This window comes from Musicola keenii (assembly GCF_014855505.1).
GTDB classification, from domain to species: domain Bacteria; phylum Pseudomonadota; class Gammaproteobacteria; order Enterobacterales; family Enterobacteriaceae; genus Musicola; species Musicola paradisiaca.
Window position 1 is genome coordinate 272,868 of the sequence record NZ_JAAWVW010000006.1, and the last position, 18,287, is coordinate 291,154.

The 18,287-nt window shown below is 55.7% G+C and carries 18 protein-coding genes and 1 other RNA gene; 8 read left to right on the top strand and 11 right to left on the bottom strand.

Translation table 11 applies throughout. The features are described from left to right. Positions 1 to 142: 142 nt before the first annotated feature. From HEP82_RS09080 to prfC, 7 genes are all read right to left on the bottom strand, one after another. Complete coding sequence (locus HEP82_RS09080; RefSeq protein WP_192457771.1) at positions 143 to 886, bottom strand: SDR family oxidoreductase; 744 nt, start codon at positions 884 to 886, stop codon at positions 143 to 145. A gap of 161 nt (positions 887 to 1,047) precedes the next feature. Next, on the bottom strand, positions 1,048 to 1,767 hold the full coding sequence (locus HEP82_RS09085; RefSeq protein WP_192457772.1) for a 4'-phosphopantetheinyl transferase family protein: 720 nt from the start codon (positions 1,765 to 1,767) through the stop codon (positions 1,048 to 1,050). Positions 1,768 to 2,591: 824 nt separating this feature from the next. Then, positions 2,592 to 3,443 (bottom strand): TatD family hydrolase, encoded by an 852-nt coding sequence (locus HEP82_RS09090; RefSeq protein WP_225622396.1) that lies wholly within the window; start codon positions 3,441 to 3,443, stop codon positions 2,592 to 2,594. A 14-nt stretch (positions 3,444 to 3,457) separates the two neighbouring features. Further along, complete coding sequence (locus tag HEP82_RS09095) at positions 3,458 to 3,646, bottom strand: CsbD family protein (protein ID WP_015855121.1); 189 nt, start codon at positions 3,644 to 3,646, stop codon at positions 3,458 to 3,460. A gap of 192 nt (positions 3,647 to 3,838) precedes the next feature. Beyond that, the gene (locus HEP82_RS09100) at positions 3,839 to 4,000 is read right to left on the bottom strand and encodes a DUF1328 domain-containing protein (RefSeq protein ID WP_192457773.1); all 162 of its coding nucleotides are present in this window, start codon (positions 3,998 to 4,000) and stop codon (positions 3,839 to 3,841) included. Positions 4,001 to 4,034: 34 nt separating this feature from the next. Continuing rightward, positions 4,035 to 4,643, bottom strand: a complete 609-nt coding sequence (gene osmY, locus HEP82_RS09105; protein WP_192457774.1) for a molecular chaperone OsmY — start codon at positions 4,641 to 4,643, stop codon at positions 4,035 to 4,037. A 337-nt stretch (positions 4,644 to 4,980) separates the two neighbouring features. Beyond that, a complete protein-coding gene (prfC, locus tag HEP82_RS09110; RefSeq protein WP_192457775.1) occupies positions 4,981 to 6,570 on the bottom strand; it encodes a peptide chain release factor 3 in 1,590 nt (529 codons plus the stop codon). Between the two features lie 466 nt (positions 6,571 to 7,036). Here prfC and tam point away from each other — a divergent pair, with 466 nt between their 5' ends. Then, on the top strand, positions 7,037 to 7,810 hold the full coding sequence (tam, locus tag HEP82_RS09115; RefSeq protein WP_192457776.1) for a trans-aconitate 2-methyltransferase: 774 nt from the start codon (positions 7,037 to 7,039) through the stop codon (positions 7,808 to 7,810). A 10-nt stretch (positions 7,811 to 7,820) separates the two neighbouring features. Here the strand turns inward: tam and HEP82_RS09120 are convergent, their stop codons facing one another. Beyond that, positions 7,821 to 8,492 (bottom strand): YtjB family periplasmic protein, encoded by a 672-nt coding sequence (locus HEP82_RS09120; RefSeq protein ID WP_192457777.1) that lies wholly within the window; start codon positions 8,490 to 8,492, stop codon positions 7,821 to 7,823. A 140-nt stretch (positions 8,493 to 8,632) separates the two neighbouring features. Here HEP82_RS09120 and serB point away from each other — a divergent pair, with 140 nt between their 5' ends. The 3 genes from serB (at position 8,633) to nadR (ending at position 12,336) form a co-directional block, all read left to right on the top strand. Beyond that, complete coding sequence (gene serB / locus HEP82_RS09125; protein WP_192457778.1) at positions 8,633 to 9,610, top strand: phosphoserine phosphatase; 978 nt, start codon at positions 8,633 to 8,635, stop codon at positions 9,608 to 9,610. Between the two features lie 12 nt (positions 9,611 to 9,622). Beyond that, a complete protein-coding gene (radA, locus tag HEP82_RS09130; RefSeq protein ID WP_192457779.1) occupies positions 9,623 to 11,008 on the top strand; it encodes a DNA repair protein RadA in 1,386 nt (461 codons plus the stop codon). 68 nt (positions 11,009 to 11,076) lie between these two features. Next, on the top strand, positions 11,077 to 12,336 hold the full coding sequence (nadR, locus tag HEP82_RS09135) for a multifunctional transcriptional regulator/nicotinamide-nucleotide adenylyltransferase/ribosylnicotinamide kinase NadR (protein ID WP_192457780.1): 1,260 nt from the start codon (positions 11,077 to 11,079) through the stop codon (positions 12,334 to 12,336). Here the strand turns inward: nadR and HEP82_RS09140 are convergent. From HEP82_RS09140 to zapA, 3 genes are all read right to left on the bottom strand, one after another. Continuing rightward, on the bottom strand, positions 12,321 to 12,932 hold the full coding sequence (locus HEP82_RS09140) for a 5-formyltetrahydrofolate cyclo-ligase (protein WP_192457781.1): 612 nt from the start codon (positions 12,930 to 12,932) through the stop codon (positions 12,321 to 12,323). The two genes, nadR and HEP82_RS09140, sit on opposite strands and share 16 nt — an antisense overlap. Positions 12,933 to 12,979: 47 nt before the next feature. Next, positions 12,980 to 13,163, bottom strand: a non-coding RNA gene (ssrS, locus tag HEP82_RS09145) — 6S RNA. A gap of 76 nt (positions 13,164 to 13,239) precedes the next feature. Continuing rightward, positions 13,240 to 13,569 (bottom strand): cell division protein ZapA, encoded by a 330-nt coding sequence (gene zapA / locus HEP82_RS09150; protein WP_015855131.1) that lies wholly within the window; start codon positions 13,567 to 13,569, stop codon positions 13,240 to 13,242. Between the two features lie 190 nt (positions 13,570 to 13,759). On the opposite strand from zapA, the gene HEP82_RS09155 reads away from it, so the two are divergent. Genes HEP82_RS09155 through ubiI form a run of 4 tightly spaced genes read left to right on the top strand, consistent with a single transcriptional unit; the run spans position 13,760 to position 18,118 of the window. Next, on the top strand, positions 13,760 to 14,344 hold the full coding sequence (locus HEP82_RS09155; protein ID WP_192457782.1) for a YecA/YgfB family protein: 585 nt from the start codon (positions 13,760 to 13,762) through the stop codon (positions 14,342 to 14,344). A gap of 36 nt (positions 14,345 to 14,380) precedes the next feature. Continuing rightward, positions 14,381 to 15,706 (top strand): Xaa-Pro aminopeptidase, encoded by a 1,326-nt coding sequence (gene pepP, locus HEP82_RS09160; RefSeq protein WP_192457783.1) that lies wholly within the window; start codon positions 14,381 to 14,383, stop codon positions 15,704 to 15,706. Continuing rightward, positions 15,703 to 16,881 carry a 2-octaprenyl-6-methoxyphenyl hydroxylase gene (gene ubiH / locus HEP82_RS09165; protein WP_192457784.1) on the top strand — a complete coding sequence of 393 codons (1,179 nt, stop codon included), beginning with the start codon at positions 15,703 to 15,705 and terminating at the stop codon, positions 16,879 to 16,881. Before pepP ends, ubiH begins: the two co-directional genes overlap by 4 nt. Before the next feature lie 28 nt (positions 16,882 to 16,909). Further along, entirely contained in the window at positions 16,910 to 18,118 is a 1,209-nt protein-coding gene (ubiI, locus tag HEP82_RS09170) for an FAD-dependent 2-octaprenylphenol hydroxylase (protein ID WP_192457785.1), read from the top strand. The last annotated feature ends 169 nt before the right edge of the window (positions 18,119 to 18,287 follow it).

Below are 18,287 nucleotides of genomic sequence, written 5' to 3' on the forward strand. Positions count from 1 at the left end.
TCCTAAAGTGAATCACGACTTTTCAGGCATTTGCCCACCCCGACAACACCAAAGGACACGAAAGATTACATATGAAAACAATCAAACCGTATTAATCATTAAGGCGCGGCGCTCCCCCGTCAGAATGCCCGTTATCCCTCGGCTATTTACGATTAAACTCATGGAATAACTGATGATATTGACCGTTACGCTCGGCAAGGCGAAACGCTCGCGCCCGAGACACCACAATCTCTTCCGCGTTAGGGTATTGTGATAGTAATGAAAAGGTTTCATCAATAAATGCCTGCAGCGGCATTGCATTGGAATCGAACCCCCATTCGCCTTGCAACCCGGTTTGTACCCAGGGCGGAATAATTTCGATCACTTGCAGCGCGCGGCCCTGCAACTGGCAACGCAGCGCCTCGCTATACGCATGCAATGCGGCTTTGCTCGCACAATAGGTGGGCGTGATCGCCTGCGGCACAAACGCCAGTTCAGAGGTGACATTCAGGATCGCACCGGACGGCTGCGCCAACAGATGCGGTAGTAGAGCGCCGGTCAACAGAATCGGCCCCTGCAGATTAGTCGCTAGCGTCTCCGATACAACTTGCTGATCCTGGCGGACAACATCCTCGCGCCGCTGGATGCCGGCATTATTAATCAGCACATTCAACTGCGGGTAATCCGCCGTCAGACGGCGGACAAACATCGGTATCGCTTCCGCATCGCGTTGATCCAGCAACCGGTACGCCATGCCGGGATGCGCTGCCGTTACCCGTTTCAAACGTTCTTCACTACGCCCGGCGATAATCACCTGATTGCCGCAAGCATGAAACGCCGCCGCCAACCCGGCGCCGATCCCTGAACCACCGCCGGTAATCAGTAGGGTATTCCCTGCCATCTTCATCCAGAGACTCCTTAATCATCCATCAGTTATCCATTCAAGCTCGGCGAGTGAGCGCTTCCTTACATCCTCTATTGCCCCACCCGGCATCCCCGAACGTTGTGTTTCCCGGTGAAGCACGGACGACCGGCCCAGGAGCCCCCTATGTGGCACGCACGCCATACTCAGCAAAACAGAAAAGTAGTAACGTCTTTCTCCCGCAGTTGGTAGCTCCCGCTAAAACAGCGCCCTGCCGGATAATCCGACGATAGCGTGATCAACAATTGCAACGTAAAGGATTGCCGGGCAGTATCCAGCGCCACCATTCTGACATCCAAAAAATCGAAATAGCGCCTGACCCGAGGATATAGCGCTTTGTACAAGCTTTCCTTGGCGGAAAAATTTAGTGTCAACACGTCGGAAAACGTCAGCAGAGGGTGGGTGTGCAGCCAATCGTATTCGATCTCGTCGGCGATGCCCGGCCACAAGTTGTTGGCCCGCTCGTCGCTCATCAGCGTTTCAATGTCCAGCCCAATGCAGGATTCGCTATGGTGACGCAAATGGGCGGCACACAGCACATTGTCGACGTTATGACTCAGAGAACCGACGACATGTTCCGGCCACACGGGGGAACGATCCGGAGAATGGGTGAGGATAAAATCGTCCGTCCCTAACCGGGACAATACTTCACGCGCCAGATAGCGCCCCGCCAGATACTCCGCTCTTCGTTTAGGTACCGAGCGCACCATTTCCGGCGTAAAAGGAATACCGGCACGGAAAAACAGATCGTCACGATAGGCCGATAGGTGGAAATTACAGCGGGCGCTGACCCCTGGATAAAGGCTGCCGCCGTCTGTCTGGTGGAATGCCAACCATTCTATTTCTTTGATAAATGAAGACAGCATATCACTACACTCGTCAACCGGGCGCTACACGTCCGGTATTGGCGTACCGCAGGGAAAGTGTCCAACTCCCCGGGATACCGCATCGATTACCGCGCCAGCAAGCGTCCTGCAATCATGATCCTAGCGGGAGCAACAACCGACATAGACGTCCTGACGTGCCGGCGTATGCTCATCGCACTTCACTGACGACCCGGTATTGACTGATAAAAGAAGGTGGTCGTCCTGGCTTCTTTTATTGATACGTCGTCAGGGAATGCCGTCAGCAGGTATGTCCATAACGCTTCCGGCGGCAGCCATCACCGGTGACAGCCGTGGGAACCCAGGCCGGCTCCCCGCTGCGCCGGAGATACCATTAAGTAAAGCAATCGGTGCAATAAATGCCAACAGGCCGGCTTTCGCGCCCGCCATTTTTCGGCCATCCCTGCCGCCAGCCCTTCGCCGCTCGGACATTGTCGCCAACGAATACACGGTAATAAGAATGAATGTCCCCTACCAACCAGACGCATTAAGCATTTCATATCAACGATCCCTCGTACTCTCAACACGTCCGGGGCAATAACGGCACCGCTAGATATACCAATAATGAATAATCGGCTATGCAAGGTAGCCGATTTGCATCACAAATACATACAATTTTGGAGGGATGAAGGAGGCAAAAAATAAACTTTATTACTTTTATCTGCCGATTCCGTCTTATGAATGACATTATTCATTCCCATCACGATTACGCCGGGGATTATTCGGAGCGGAATCATTTTTTTTCATATCATCACACAGACGCAGCGATCCGCTGTTTCACGACACAACGCGCCACACGGTACGTGTCATCGTGCAGGCTCATGCTCAGCATCGGAAAAAGCAAACAGCCGCTGCGAATTGGCCAACAGCGTACCGGCGATGACCTGCGGCCATTCGGGACGCAGCTCGCACAGCGTGGCGAATACGGCAGTAATGCGCTCCGGCCGGTTAGGCTGCCCCTGAAAACCATAGACGGGCATATCCGGCGCATCGGTTTCCAGCACTAGGCTATCGAGCGGCAAACGGGCGATCGCCTGCCGCGTTTTGCTGGCGCGGGGATAGGTGATGGTGCCGCCCACGCCGATGAAATACCCCAAACGGATAAACGCCATCGCCTGCTCGTAGCTGCCGGCAAAACCGTGTACCACGCCAGTTCGAGGCACCAGACAGCGACGCAGCATCCGCGCCAGCGGCTCATGGCTACGTCGGGAATGAAGGATCACCGGCAAATCATATTTCGCCGCCAGTCTAAGCTGCGCGGCGAGCAGTTCCTGTTGCCGCGCGAAGCAGGGCTCCGGCATGTAAAGATCCAGCCCGATCTCCCCCACTGCCACCAACCGCAAAGAACGCTGTTTCAACAGCACTTCCAGTTGGTTCAAGTGTTCATCACGATGATCGGCCACATACAACGGATGTAACCCCAGCGCGGCATACAGCGCCGGCCAGCGTTGGCTCAGTGCCAGAATACGATCGAAATAACCAGCGGCGACAGCGGGCACGACAAGACGGTGAACGCCGGACTGAGCGGCCTGCGCCAGGCTGACGGCTTCATCGCCGATAAAAGGGGGAAAATCGAAATGGCAGTGCGTATCGATAAAATCTGCGGCGATGTTTTGCGCATCATCCGCATTGGCGGTCGCCTCAGGTACATCGTGCAGCAAGGTATGCCCTCTCAGTGCAAAGTGTCATGCTCCGAGGATACCTGTTCCTGCTCTTTTCCGTAATGCTCCTGCATCACACCCGACAGAAAAGCGTTGTTGCCCGAAAGCCAGGCTTCATCGCTGTCCACCCATTCCGCCCACCATTCCCAGAAAGCGCCTTTCCACTGCTTCCATTTTCCCATCACAATGTCGTTATTCATGGATGTCTCCTGGGTGAATTGATGCGACAACGCAAGGAGTGTGTCGCAGCGAGATGACAGCAATATGGCTAGCAAGCGATGCCTGTATGACACCGGCAGCGACCAGCCCGACAAGGCGAAAATATCGTCGGGACAGGCTTGTCGTGCCGAACGTTTCATTCACGGCGATTCAGCATTATCACAGGGAAGCACTCAACGTTGGCGAGGGCTGAAGAACAGGCTAATCAGGAACAACAAGATGCCGACGGCGAACAGAATTTTGGCTACAGTGGCGGCAGTCCCTGCCAGCCAACCAAACCCCAGTACAGCGGCTATCGCCGCAATCAAAAGACATACCACGCCCCAACGAAACATATTTTCTATCCCTGGATCCTCAATGACGTTACGGTCACGATCTCACCGTCAGCGCATTTTTCACGCTTTTCACGCCATCCACCGATTTGGCCAGGGTTTCGGCACGTTCTGATTGGGTACCGTTATTCACCCGCCCCGTCAGCAGCACCACGCCGTCTCGCGTTTCCACCCGTACGTTGTGAAACGGCACGATGTCGTCCGTCAGCAGCTTGATCTTAACGGCGCCGGTGGTCATCGCATCTTCAGTGTAAGCACCCACTGACTGCTCTCCCGTCGTCGTGACCTGCAATTTATCACTCACTGATTGGACTCCTTCAATATGGGAAGCCACCTTCACCGCACGAACCGCCATCGACTGGTTGGCGACGAACCCGCTCAGGGTGACTAAACCTTGATGGGTGGCAACCGAAATTTCGTTGCTATTCAGAATGTCGTCCTCCAGCAACGCGCTTTTCACTTTTGCCGTCACGGTGCTGTCATCCACAAATGCCGATGCCTGTTGTACGGTACGGTTCACACTGTTACCAACGTTATCTGCCGCCTGCCGTACCGCCGGCGGTACGTCCGTCAACGCCGCATTCGCCGCCAGCACTGCGCTCAAAGCAACAACCACCATGGTAGGAATCAGGATTAGTTTCTTCATTGGACAGTTTCCTTATCGTGATACCTGTCGATGACAGGCGTTATAGACAGTCAGCGGTTTTGCTTCGGCCTGCGTTCAATAAACCGACCATTAAAACCATTAATAACAATGCATTACACTGACTACAGAACCTTCAATGGGAAAAACACAGCAGGCTAACTATAAAAAAATGGGGTGGAAAACCCAGACGTAAAGTCCGAAAACCGACGGAGAAGCGGCACTTTAAGAGTTATCTGTCCAAATGAGGATCATGAATAACGCCGCCGGAGCGGCAGCGTGACAGGGGCCCCGCACGAATGACCCGCTAACAGAAGCGGGCCGTCGCGGGCGATTAATATTAATGTTCGCGGGTTTTGTGGAACTGCACGTCTGGGTAACGTTCCTGCGTCAGGTTGAGGTTCACCATGGTCGGCGCGACATACGTCAGGTTGTCGCCGCCATCCAGCGCCAGATGCAATTCGTTCTTACGCTTGAATTCCTCGAGTTTCTTCGCATCGCCGCACTCCACCCAACGGGCGGTGGACACGTTCACCGATTCATACACCGCTTCCACGTTGTATTCGGTTTTGAGACGGGATACCACGACGTCAAACTGCAGCACGCCGACCGCGCCTACGATCAGATCATTGTTGATCAGCGGGCGGAACACCTGCACCGCGCCTTCTTCCGACAGCTGTACCAGCCCTTTCAGCAGCTGTTTCTGTTTGAGCGGATCACGCAGCCGGATGCGGCGGAACAGTTCCGGCGCAAAGTTCGGGATACCAGTAAACTTCAGATCCTCGCCCTGGGTGAAGGTATCGCCAATCTGAATCGTGCCGTGGTTGTGCAACCCGATGATATCGCCCGGATACGCCTCTTCCACATGGGAGCGGTCGCCCGCCATGAACGTCAACGCATCGGAGATGATGACATCCTTGCCAGTGCGCACCTGACGCAGTTTCATCCCTTTTTCGTAACGGCCGGAAACCACACGCATGAATGCCACTCGGTCGCGGTGTTTCGGATCCATATTGGCCTGAATCTTGAACACAAAACCGCTGAATTTCTCTTCATCGGCGCTCACCACACGCGCGTCAGTCTGACGCGGCATCGGCGCAGGCGCCCAGGCCACCAGACCGTCCAGCATGTGGTCGACGCCGAAGTTACCCAGCGCGGTACCGAAAAAGACCGGCGTTAACTCCCCCTCCAAAAACGCATCCAGCTCAAACTCATGGGACGCGCCTTTCACCAACGCCAGTTCTTCGCGTAACTGGGCGGCCAAATCCTCGCCCACCGCTCGCTCCAGCTCCGGGTTATCCAGCCCCTTGACGATACGCACTTCCTGGATGGTATGACCCATACCGCTTTGATAGAGATAGGTTTCATCCTTGTAGAGGTGGTACACCCCTTTGAACAACTTACCGCAGCCGATCGGCCAGGTGATCGGCGCACAGGCGATGTTCAGTTCGTTTTCCACTTCATCCAGCAATTCCATCGGATCGCGAATGTCACGATCCAGTTTATTCATGAAAGTCAGGATTGGCGTATCACGTAGGCGCGTCACTTCCATCAGTTTACGGGTGCGATCCTCAACGCCCTTGGCAGCGTCGATCACCATCAGGCAGCAGTCCACCGCCGTCAGCGTGCGGTACGTATCTTCCGAAAAGTCTTCATGCCCAGGAGTATCTAGCAGGTTGACCAGCGACTCACGATACGGGAACTGCATCACCGAGGTGGTAATCGATATCCCGCGCTGTTTTTCCATTTCCATCCAGTCCGACTTGGCATGCTGGTTGGAACCGCGACCTTTTACCGTACCGGCGACCTGGATGGCCTGTCCGAACAGCAGAACCTTTTCAGTAATGGTGGTTTTACCGGCGTCAGGGTGGGAAATAATAGCGAAAGTCCGCCGTTTCGAGACTTCGCGAGCATATTCACTTGGAGACATGTTATTCAGGCTTCTTCATAGTTAATCACCCAGCGTCAACATCGCGCACACGCCAGGCAAAGCGGAAAGTAAAGACATAATGCTGTCTTATGCCAAATCAGTCAGGCCACAGTGGTATAAACACCTCCATCTATGGCAACAACGCCAATACCGAATTTTACACGCGATGACCCTCAGGCAGGCTTACTTAATGACAGGCAACATAGCCGCTTATTTTCCCCGATTTACCGTCGATACACAATCCACCGCCAGGCAGCCAACCATATTACCGATTGTGTTCAGCGCAGGATGGGGAACATCGACGCGCGACAACAGCCATGGCAAGCGTTTCAGCACAAGCAGGCCTGCGCATGCAACGACGGCGCCGTCACATCGTGCGTCGCTATTTTCCCGTGAATGACAACATCATCACGCTTCATTTATCCTTTGATCTCACCTGCTTGCTCCACATCCTGGAGGATCAGCCATGCAAGACTGGAATCCCGAACTGTATCTGCGTTTCGCCAGCGAGCGCACACGCCCGGCCCTTGAACTCGTCTCCCGTATCATTCATCACGATATTATTCGCATCACCGATCTGGGCTGCGGCCCCGGCAATAGCACCGAACTGCTACGGCAGGCCTGGCCGCATGCCGAAATCACCGGTCTGGATAACTCGGCCGCCATGCTCGAACAGGCTCACCGGCGTTTGCCGGGCTGCACCTTCCAACTGGCAGACATTGCACACTGGCAGCCGGAAAAACCGCAGGATTTGATCTTTGCCAACGCATCGCTGCAATGGCTCGACGATCACGACCGGTTGTTTCCCCACCTGCTACGCCAGCTCGCACCGGGCGGCATACTGGCGGTACAGATGCCGGACACATTGGAACAACCTACGCACCGGTTAATGCGCCAGACCGCGCTGGCCGGCCCGTGGCGGGACAAATTCGCCGATGTCGATCACATCCGCCAGCCGTTGTCTGACCCGGAATATTATTACGATCTGCTCGTCGGTAACGGATGCGAAGCCGATATCTGGCGCACGACTTACTATCACGTCATGAGCGGCCCATTGGCGATTATTGAATGGTTGAAAGGTACGGGATTACGGCCATTTCTGACCCGATTAGATAAAGAAGAACAGCAAGCGTTTTTACAACATTATCAAGTACATCTACAACAGGCTTATCCCGCGCGTCGGGATGGCAGCTGCCTGCTGGCCTACCCCCGGCTATTCCTGACGGCGCGCAAGGGCTAGGCGCCGGGTTTCAGGGCATTTTCGGCGGCTCTGAGGACGATGTTTCCGACACCGGCTCGTCCTCGTCCCGCACCGGTGTATTGGCCGTCAGTAAATAAGGCGATTGTTGCCAGCGAGAGCGGCGGTGTTGCAGCAACGTCCGGGCGAGAATAATACCGATCGCCAGCGCCAGCAGCAGCATTAGCCGCAGAATATTGGTGGTGTTGTCTACCTGCCGGGCTTCCGTCGCCAGCACATGGGTATCAAGCGTAATGCGTAGAAATCCGAGCGGCCCATCCTTGCCGTTGACCGGCTCAACCAGTTGATGATTGAAATAGCTGCCGGCACGATTGCCATCCAGCGCCAGTCGATCACGCACATTTATCTGCTCGCCCGCCCGCGCGATCAACGTACCATCCTGCTGATAGAGCGCCACATCCAGAATCCGGCTATGGGTGGTCAGTTGTCGCAGCGTTTCTTCGATCCGCCCAGTGTTGTCGCCGTTGCCTTCCAGCAGCGGCGTCAGGCTGAATGCGACTTGCCGTGTGAGTGTACGCGCCAGTTCTTCGACCTGCTCCGAACGCGCCATCTGATGACTCAGACTGAAATAGGACACGCCCTGCAGCAAAACCACCAGCAGCGCCAGGCAAATCAACACAATCGCAGTACGATGTAAGCGAAACTTTATCCGAGCCCGAACCATGGGAATACCTGCGCAATTTGGATACTTTAATGTTGCCAGAAGCGTTGACGATAGGATAGCTTGTTGCGTTGATTTATGGGCGCCCAGTGCAGCCATCCACACCTTCAACCCACCGTTACCCGCTGGAAAGGATTTACCCCATGTCGAACCATTTGACCTATCGCGATCTGCCCGATGAGATCTCCTGCTGGCCAAATCTCCCGCTGTCTCTGAGCGGCGACGAAGTCATGCCGCTGGACTACCGTGCAGGCAATACCGGCTGGCTGATGTACGGCGACGTGCTCGACAAGTATCTGCTTTCCCGCGTGCAACGCCGTCTGGACGACCCGCTGGTGATCGTCAGCGCCTGGAACGTCGCGGACTATCAGGTGGTTCGGTTAGCGGGCACCCTGACCCCGCGCATCACCAAAGCCGCCCATGAACTGGGGCTGGATGTCGCGCCGATGGGTGATACCCCCAGCCTACGCGCGCCCGGCCTGCTGGTAATGGATATGGACTCCACCGCGATTCAAATAGAATGTATCGATGAAATCGCCAAACTGGCAGGTACCGGTGAAATGGTGGCGGAAGTGACGGAGCGCGCCATGCGCGGCGAACTGGATTTTTCCGCCAGTCTGCGCCAGCGCGTCGCCACCCTAAAAGACGCCGACGCCAATATTCTGCGTCAGGTGCTGGACACGCTGCCGTTGATGCCGGGGCTGGAAACCATGGTGCGCCAACTGCAAGAGGCGGGCTGGCACGTCGCGATCGCCTCCGGCGGGTTCACCTATTTTGCCGACCACCTGCGCCAAAAACTGGGGCTGGTAGCCGCAGTCGCCAACGAAATGGGCATGCGCGACGGCAAACTGACCGGCGAAGTGGTCGGCCAGATCGTCGATGCAAAATACAAGGCATACACGCTGAAGCAACTGACGGACAAGCTGGCTATCCCATCAGCACAGACAATCGCCATCGGCGATGGCGCCAACGATTTGCTGATGATCAAAGCGGCCGGCCTGGGGATTGCTTATCACGCTAAGCCCAAGGTGAACGAGCAAAGTGCGGTCAGTATTCGCCATGCCGATCTAACCGGTGTGCTCTGTATTCTGAGCGGCAGTCTGCGACACGAAAAAAGTTAACGGGAGAACGCTGTGGCAAAAGCCGTCAAACGCGCCTTCGTTTGTAATGAATGCGGTGCCGACTACCCACGCTGGCAGGGCCAGTGCAGCGCCTGTCACGCCTGGAACACCATTACCGAAGTTAGACTGGCGGCAGCAGTCGGTTCGGCGCGCAGTGATCGTTTTTCCGGCTATGCCGGGGACGGCGGCAACATCAGCAAAGTGCAGAAACTCTCCGAGATCAGCCTGGAAGAATTGCCCCGTTTTTCCACCGGTTTCCTGGAGTTCGATCGGGTTTTGGGCGGCGGCGTGGTGCCGGGCAGCGCCATTCTGATCGGCGGCAACCCTGGCGCAGGGAAAAGTACGCTGTTATTGCAAACCCTGAGTAAACTCGCCGGGCAGATGAAAACGCTTTACGTTACCGGCGAAGAATCGCTGCAACAGGTGGCGATGCGGGCGCACCGCCTCGGCCTGCCAGCCCAGCACATCAATATGCTGTCGGAAACCAGCATAGAACAGATTTGCCTGATCGCCGAACAGGAACAACCTAGGCTGATGGTGATCGACTCCATCCAGGTGATGCATTTGGCCGATATCCAATCATCCCCCGGTAGCGTGGCGCAGGTACGGGAAACCGCCGCCTATCTGACGCGATTCGCCAAAACGCGCGGCGTCGCCATCATCATGGTGGGACACGTCACCAAAGACGGGACACTGGCCGGGCCGAAAGTGCTGGAGCACTGCATTGACTGCTCGGTATTGCTGGATGGCGATGCCGATTCTCGTTTTCGTACCTTGCGCAGCCACAAGAACCGTTTTGGCGCCGTCAACGAACTGGGCGTATTCGCCATGACAGAACAAGGTCTGCGCGAAGTCAACAACCCTTCGGCCATCTTCCTCAGCCGCGGCGACGAAATGACGCCCGGCAGTTCAGTCATGGTGGTCTGGGAAGGAACGCGCCCGCTGCTGGTGGAGATTCAGGCGCTGGTGGATCACTCCATGATGGCCAATCCGCGCCGCGTGGCCGTTGGGCTGGAGCAAAACCGGTTGGCCATTCTGCTGGCGGTGCTACATCGCCACGGCGGGCTGCAAATGGCGGATCAGGATGTCTTCGTCAACGTGGTCGGCGGCGTCAAAGTGACGGAAACCAGCGCCGACCTGGCATTACTGCTGTCACTGGTTTCCAGCTTGCGCGACCGTCCGTTGCCGCATGATCTGGTGGTGTTCGGCGAAGTGGGGTTAGCAGGAGAAATCCGCCCGGTTCCCAGCGGGCAGGAGCGTATCGCCGAAGCCGCCAAGCATGGTTTCAAACGCGCCATCGTACCTTTTGCCAATAATCCCAAAAAACCGCCTGCCGGCATGCAGGTGTTCGGCGTAAAAAAACTGTCGGACGCGCTCGCTATCCTTGATGAACTGTAAGGTTTATTTTGGATCGTCCCAGAGCCTCTATGCTATTTTGTTCAGCGAGTTAAACCGGAGCGTCAGACATGTCCCCCTACGATTACCTGAAAACGGCCATCAGGCAGAAAGGATGCACCCTGCAACAGGTCGCCGACGCCGCTGGCATGACAAAAGGATATCTAAGTCAATTACTTAATGCGAAGATTAAAAGCCCAAGTGCGCAAAAGCTGGAGTCGTTGCATCGTTTTCTAGAGCTGGAATTTCCTTATCACCAGAAAAACGTCGGCGTCGTGTTTGGTAAATTTTATCCGTTGCATACCGGGCATATTTATTTGATTCAGCGCGCCTGCAGCCAAGTTGACGAGCTGCATGTCATTCTGGGATACGATGAACCGCGCGATCGCCTGCTGTTCGAAAACAGTTCCATGTCCCAACAACCCACAGTCAGCGACCGCTTACGCTGGCTGCTGCAAACGTTCAAATATCAGAAAAACATTCATATCCATGCGTTTAACGAACAGGGCATGGAACCCTATCCACACGGTTGGGATATCTGGAGCCAAGGCATCAAAAAGTTTATGACGGAACAAGGCGTCGACCCCAGTTATGTCTACACCAGCGAAGAGCAGGATGCGCCACAGTACAAAGAACATCTGGGCATCGAAACCGTATTGGTCGACCCCAAACGTTCATTTATGAATATCAGCGGTGCGCAAATTCGTCAGAACCCGTTCCGTTATTGGGAATACATCCCCACTGAAGTAAAGCCGTTTTTTGTCCGCACCGTAGCGATCCTCGGGGGAGAGTCAAGCGGGAAATCAACGTTGGTCAATAAGCTGGCCAATATCTTTAATACCACCAGCGCCTGGGAATATGGCCGCGATTATGTCTTCTCCCATCTGGGGGGAAACGAGATAGCTCTGCAGTATTCAGATTATGACAAAATCGCCATCGGTCATGCACAATATATTGATTTTGCAGTTAAATTTGCTAACAAAGTGGCTTTTATCGACACTGACTTCATTTCGACCCAGGCATTCTGCAAAAAATACGAAGGCCGCGAACATCCGTTTGTTCAGGCGTTGATCGAAGAGTACCGCTTTGATCTGGTCATTTTACTGGAAAACAACACGCCATGGGTGGCGGACGGGCTACGCAGCCTCGGTAATGCCGCAGACCGCAAGGAATTCCAGGATCTGTTGAAAAGTATGTTGGCGGAAAATCATGTCCCCTATGTCCACGTCACGGAATCCGATTACGACAGCCGTTTCCTGCGCTGTGTAGAATTGGTGCAACAAATGCTGGGACAGGACGCTCAGGAAAAGACCACTCACCACCGCCAATAGCGAGAAGGCGTAATGATTTCCGGCAGGGGAATATCCCAGCTTTCGGCAGGGAGCGATTCCACTTGCTGGCAATCGTGCGCCAGGCCGATCGGATAAGGGCCGCGTTGCCGCCAGTGCTGCAATGTGCGGTCATAGAATCCGCCGCCCATGCCCAATCTCTGCCCCTGCCGATCAAACGCTACCAGCGGTGTTAATAACACATCTAACTGGTAAGAGGGCAAAACCTGGCGCACATCCAGGCGCGGTTCGCGGATCTTAAGGCGATTGATCACCAGTTCCGTATCAGGCTCGTAGCGCAGGAACAGCAGGTGCCCGGAGCAAAACGGGTGCAATACCGGCAGATAAACCTGCTTACGCTGCTGCCACAACGCCTGAATCAATGGCTGGGTATCCAGTTCACCGTCAAACGAGAGAAAAACCGCCACCCGCTGGGCTTTTGCCAGGCGCTCATGCGCCATAACTTTATCTGCAACCTGTAAAGCGAATATCTGCTGCTGTTCTGCGCTAAGCGCACGCCGGCATTGACGAACGTTCTGACGTATAGACTGACGCGATAACGAAATGGAAAGAACATCCTGAGAAGGGATAGAGCACATAGGCAATGATCGCCGTGTGGAATATAAAGTTGAGAGAAAGCGAGAAGGGAATCTCCGAGATGCCGCCGCAGACTATAACCCTTGAACCCTTGGTTCAAGGTGAACGCAACGCTGCAATTTTAAGGCTTCTCGGACGAACCGAGCATGCTCACCAACTACATTACGCTACATTCTTTAAGTTTGAAATATCGGCTCAGGGGACTCGTCCGCCGACAAACATCTCAGAGAAATTTTGTTCTTTAACTGCCGTTACCCTAACACGTTCGGCAGCATTTTGTTAGCCATACTTTTGTCAAAACGCGACAGACTACTCAAACTGCGAACCTTGACGTTCAGTAATTCGGCCTTGCTCCAACAACGCTTGTTCAATCGTCTGCTGCAGCATGCGAATACGCTGTTCCATGTTGGCGGCGTAATCGCGGGTTTTCATCCGCTCCTGGGCCAGTTCGTGGCACACGTTAAGCGCCGCGATGAACACCAATTGCTCCGTGTTTGTGACTCTAGTGCGAACTTTGAGATCTTGCAACCGCTGGTTAAGATCCTCCGCAGCCTGATTCAGCGCATCCTGCTGTTCTGGCGGACAATTCACTCTTAACGAACGGCCAAAAATTTGAATATCTACCGGTTGTGCAGACATGTCACCTTCCTGCCTTATTTCGTTTCGCGCCCGCATAAAAGGGTGTTTACCGTATGGCCCGAAATGTCAGGCTGGTAAAAAGCGGGCGCTACTATATCCATCCCAAATAGAAGATACAAGCCCTTTCTGGTATAGCGACAGAGCTTGGTGGTAGCATAACACGATGTCCTGCCAACGACGACGAATGCATATGTCTATACAGAATACACTCCCTGGCTATGAAGCCATCGACCAGCTTCTGCACCAACACCAGGTTGCTTTGACCGCCGCAGAAATGCACGGTCTGATCAGCGGCATCCTGTGCGGCGGCAACCACGATGAAAGCTGGAAAACACTGACGTTCGAACTAACCAACGACAGTCTCGCGTTCCCTCAAACGCTGGCGCAGCCGCTCCAGCAAATCTATCAGGTAACTCGGGATACGCTGGAGGATGACGGCTTCCTGTTCCAGTTGTTCCTGCCGGACGATACGCTCGAGCACGTTAGCGTGTTTGACCGCGCCGACGCGCTGGCCGGTTGGGTAAACCATTTCTTGCTGGGGATGGGGGTCGTGCAGCCACGGCTCGATAAAGCACAAGGCGAAATTAAAGAAGCGATCGACGATCTGCGTAACATCGCCCAATTGGGTTATGACGAAGACGAAGATAAGGAAGAGCTGGAACAATCGCTGGAAGAAGTGATCGAATATGTGCGCGTAGCCGCCATCATGTGCCATAACGAATTCAATCACCCTACCGCCACGGCGCCGGTACAGAATAAGCCGACGCTGCACTAACGCGCAGCCTGATTGCCGAGGATTCTGGAGCAGGTAATGAATCAACAAGAATATCTCCGCCGCCGTCTGGCGTTGCTGGAAAAAATGGTTCCGGGCAGTGCTGCCATTCTGTTTGCCGCACCGGAAGCGCAACGCAACGCCGACAGCGACTACCCCTATCGCCAGAACAGCGACTTCTGGTACTTCACTGGCTTCAATGAACCGGAAGCGGCGTTACTGCTGATAAAAAGCGACGATCACCATCACCACAGCGTGCTGTTCAACCGCATACGGGATGTCACCGCTGAAATCTGGTTTGGCCGCCGACTTGGCCAGGAAGCCGCTCCGGCGAAGCTGAGTGTTGATCGCGCATTACCGTTCGGTGAAATCAGCGAACAATTACATCTACTGCTCAACGGCCTGGATGTGGTCTACCACGCACAGGGCGAATATGCTCATGCCGACAAGCTGGTCTTCGCTGCGCTGGAAACCCTGCGCCAGGGAAGCCGCAAGGGGTTCCGCGCCCCTGCCACGCTGACAGACTGGCGCCCATGGGTACATGAAATGCGGTTGTTCAAATCACCGCTGGAAGTTGACGTCATGCGCCGCGCCGGGGAGATTTCCGCGCTGGCGCATACCCGGGCGATGGAAAAATGCCGGCCCGGCATGTTCGAATACCAGTTAGAGGGTGAAATCCACCACGAATTCAACCGCCACGGCGCCCGTTACCCGTCTTACAACACCATCGTCGGCAGCGGCGAAAACGCCTGTATCCTGCATTACACCGAAAATGAAAGCCCGATGCGCGACGGTGATCTGGTGCTGATCGACGCCGGTTGCGAATACCAGGGATACGCTGGAGATATCACCCGCACGTTCCCGGTCAATGGGCGCTTCACACCAGCACAACGCGCCATCTACGACATCGTGCTGGCATCCGAAGTGCGCGCTATCGAACTGTTCGCACCGGGGCGGAGTATCCGCGAAGTGAATGAAGAAGTGGTACGCATCATGCTCAGAGGGTTAATCCGGCTCGGCATCCTGCAGGGCGATGTGGAAAACCTGCTGGCGGATCAGGCTCATCGCCCATTCTTTATGCATGGTTTGAGCCACTGGCTCGGCCTTGACGTACATGATGTAGGCGATTATGGCTCCAGCGATCGCGGACGTATTCTGGAACCGGGCATGGTGCTGACCGTCGAACCGGGGCTGTACATCGCGCCGGATGCGGACGTCCCGGCGGAATACCGCGGCATCGGCATCCGTATTGAGGACGACATCGTCATTACCGCCAACGGCAACGAAGTGCTGACCGCCGGAGTGGTTAAAGACCCGGACGCTATCGAAGCGCTGATGGCGCGCGCAGCGGGAACCGCGTCATGACGGTGCTGATCGTCGGCGGCGGCATGGCTGGCGCCACGTTGGCGCTGGCGATTTCCCATCTGTCCAGCGGCAACGTGCCGGTCGCATTGATTGAAGCACGGTCGCCGCTCGAACGGCAGCATCCCGGTTTCGACGCCCGCGCCATCGCCCTGGCGCAAGGCACTTGTCAGCAGTTGGCGCATATCGGCGTCTGGCCCGCACTGGCGCCGTTCGCCACCCCAATCACCCGTATTCATGTCAGCGACCGGGGGCATGCCTGCCGTGTTTGGCTGCACGCCCGGGATTACCATGTCCCGGCGCTCGGCCATGTCATCGAATTGCACGACGCCGGTCGCCAACTCTTCACGCAACTGCAAAAAGCACCAGGGGTAGAGATGTACTGTCCTGCCAATGTAGTGAACATGGCGCGCAGGCATGACGGCGTATCCCTGACGCTGGATAACGGCGCCCAGCTCGATGGCCATCTACTGGTTGCTGCAGACGGCTCCCGTTCAAAACTGGCGCAGGATGCAGGCATCCAGTGGCAACAGCATGCGTATGAACAGGTGGCGGTGATCGCCAACGTCGCCACCGCGCTCCCCCATCAGGGCCGGGCTTATGAGCGCTTCACCGAGCAGGGTCCGCTGGCGCTATTACCGATGAGCCAGGGCCGAAGCTCGCTGGTCTGGTGCCACCCGTTGGCGCTCCAGTCTGCGGTGAACGGCTGGAACGACGACGAATTTCTCCAGCGGCTGCAACAGGCGTTCGGCTGGCGACTGGGGCAATTCACCCACGTCGGCGAACGTCACAGCTATCCGCTTAATCTGATTACGGCCAATCGCCATATCACTCACCGTCTGGCGGTGGTCGGCAATGCAGCCCAGACGCTGCACCCTATCGCCGGCCAGGGGTTCAACCTCGGGTTGAGGGATATCATGACGCTGGCAGAAACCATTGTGCAGGCCGCCGATCGCGGCGAAGATCCCGGCAGCGCCGCTGTTTTACAGCGTTACCAGCAACGCCGTCAGCCTGATCAGCATGCCACCGTCAGCATCACCGATGGGTTGGTTCGCCTCTTCGCCAATCGCTGTTTACCATTGGCGGTAGCAAGAAATCTGGGGTTGATGACCATGAACAATCTCCCGCCACTGCGCGACGCACTGGCACGCCGTACACTGGGTTGGGTAGCCCGATAAGCGGACAACAAACAGGAATTCAGGTGTTATGCAATCATTCGATGTGGTAATCGCCGGCGGCGGCATGGTAGGTCTGGCGCTGGCCTGCGGTCTTGCTGGCAGCGGTTTGAGCATAGCGGTGTTGGAAAAGCAGTCGGCCGCTCATCCCCCGTCAGGCGACGAGCGCACGTTGCGTGTTTCAGCCATCAACGCCGCCAGCGAAGCGTTGTTAACCCGCCTCAACGTCTGGCCGGACATCGCCACGCAGCGTATCAGCCCTTACAACAACATGTATGTCTGGGACAAGGACAGTTTCGGCAACATCAGCTTTAGCGGTGAGGATTTCGGTTTTTCGCGTCTTGGGCATATCGTGGAAAACGATGTTATCCAGTGGTCGCTGTGGCAACAGGCAGCCCGCTCGCGAGACATCACCCTGATGGCGTCCGCCGGTTTGCAGCAGGTGGCATGGGGCGAGAACGAAGTCTTCATCACGCTCCAGGATGGCAATATGCTGACTGCCCGGCTAATGGTCGCAGCGGACGGCGCACACTCCTGGCTACGCCAACATGCGGATATCCCGCTGACATTCTGGGATTACGGCCACCATGCGTTGGTTGCCAATATCCGCACCGAGCGGCCGCATCACGCCGTCGCCAGTCAGGTCTTCCACAGCGACGGCATTCTGGCGTTTCTGCCGCTGAGCGATCCGCATCTTTGCTCCATCGTCTGGTCGTTGCCGCCGGAGCAGGCTCAGATCATGAAAGAAGCGGATATCGACAGTTTCTGCAAACAGCTGGCGATGAGTTTCGATATGCGTCTCGGCCGCTGCCAATTGGAAAGCGAGCGCCAGACGTTCCCGTTGACGGCCCGCTACGCCCGCAGTTTTGCCGCCCACCGATTGGCCTTGATTGGCGACGCCGCCCATACCATCCATCCGCTCGCAGGTCAGGGGGTAAACCTCGGGTTTATGGATGCGGCGGAATTGATAGCCGAATTAAAACGGCTGCAATCACAAGGCAAGGATATCGGCCAGCATCTGTACCTGCGCCGCTATGAGCGCCGCCGTAAACACAGCGCCGCCCTGATGCTGGCGAGTATGCAGGGGTTCCGCACCCTGTTTGCAGGCTCCCATCCAGCGGGGAAACTGCTGCGTGATATCGGCCTGAAGCTGGCGGATACGCTGCCTGGGGTCAAACCGGTGCTGGTACGGCAGGCCATGGGGCTCAACGATCTGCCCGAATGGCTTGAAGCACAGTAACGCCGCCGGAGCGGCAGGTTCACCGCCTGCCGCCACCAGTCAATCAATGATTACCGTCTATCGCCTTTTCAACGGCAATACGTATTTCCGCTTGTGGACATCTCTACTTATTATGGATATTTCCAAACATGAAAAAATATTAATAAACACCATAAAATAGTTTATATAT